The organism is Acidovorax sp. sic0104 (assembly GCF_019219095.1).
Lineage (GTDB): Bacteria > Pseudomonadota > Gammaproteobacteria > Burkholderiales > Burkholderiaceae_C > Acidovorax.
On the sequence record NZ_JAHUWH010000040.1, the window covers coordinates 1 to 1,411 of the forward strand.

The 1,411-nt window shown below is 67.0% G+C and carries 1 protein-coding gene; it reads right to left on the bottom strand.

Annotation, left to right across the window (positions count from 1 at the left end; translation table 11 throughout):
* On the bottom strand, positions 1–1,411 hold a 1,411-nt coding region (locus KW835_RS26550), incomplete at both ends, for an Ig-like domain-containing protein (protein WP_218387745.1).

Sequence of the window (1,411 nt, forward strand, 5' to 3'; positions counted from 1 at the left end):
CGGGTGTGCCGCTGAAGGTGCGGGTGGCGGGGTCGAAGCTGAGCCAGGCGGGCAGGGCCCCGCCGCCAGCGAGCTGGGCGCTGTAGCTGAGGGTGTCGCCCACGTCGGCATCGGCGAAGGTGTTGGCAGCGAACTGGAAGCTGAAGGCCGCGCCCTGGGTGGCGCTGCGGTCGGGGATGGTGTTGGCGACGGTGGGGACGGCGTTGGCGGGGGTGACCGTGATGGAGACCGTGGCGGTGTTGCCGTTCACCATGCCATCGTTGGGCCTGTAGGTGAAGCTGTCGGCGGCCGTGCTGCCGCCGACATGGGCATAGCTGAAGGTGCCGTTGGCGTTGAGCGTGAGTGTGCCGTGGGACGGCCCGGTGACCAGGATGGCCGTGAGGGCGTTACTTTCCGCATCGGTGTCGTTGGCCAGGATGCTGGTTGCACCACCGACCAGCACGGTGGCGGTGGCGCCTTCGACCACGGTGATGCTGTCGTTCACCGCCACGGGTGCATCGTTGACAGGGGTCACGTTGACGGTGACCGTCACCGTGTTGCCGTCCAACGTGCCGTCGTTGGGCTTGTAGGTGAAGCTGTCCGTGGTGGTTTCGCTGCCGTTGTGGGTGTAGCTGAAGGTGCCGTCTGCGTTGAGCGTCAATGTGCCATTGGCAGGGCCTGTCACCAGTATGGCGGACAAGGTGTCGTTTTCAGGGTCCGTATCGTTGGCCAGCAAGCTGGTGGCGCCACCGACGAGGGTGGTCGCGGTCCCGCCCTCTGCCACGGTGATGCTGTCTGCCACGGCCGCGGGCGCGTCGTTCTCACCGGCCACCGCCAGCGTGACCGTGGCGCTGTCGCTCTGGGCGCCACCACTGCCGGTGTTGCCGCCATCGTTGATGTTCACCGTGAGCGTGACGTTGCCCGATGCGTTGGCCGCGGGGGTATAGGCAACGTTGCTGCCTGCAATGAAAGTGTTGATGTTGGCAATGGAGCCGCTCAGTGTCAGGGCAGAGGCCGTGCCCCCCACGGTGACGCCACCGCCGCTGGTGGCCGCCATGGCGCCAGCGGGCACCGACAGGGTGACGGTCACGCTGCTGCTGCCCGCATCCAGGTCCGCAAAACTGATGCCGGTGACGGCACCCGCCATGTCTTCGGTGAACGCAATGCTGGTGGGCACCGTGGCTGTGGGCGCGTCGTTGACGGCAGTCACCACCAGCGTGACGGTTTCGGAGTCGGTCTGCGCGCCGCCGCTGCCGCTGTTGCCGCCGTCGTTGATATCCACGGTGAGCGTGACATTGGCAGTGGCATTGGCTGCAGTGGTGAAGGTGACGTTGCTGCCCGCGACAAAGGTGTTGATGTTGCTGGCCGAACCGGTCAGTGTCAGGGCCGTGGCTGTGCCGCCCACGGTCACACCGCCGCCGCTGGTGGCCGC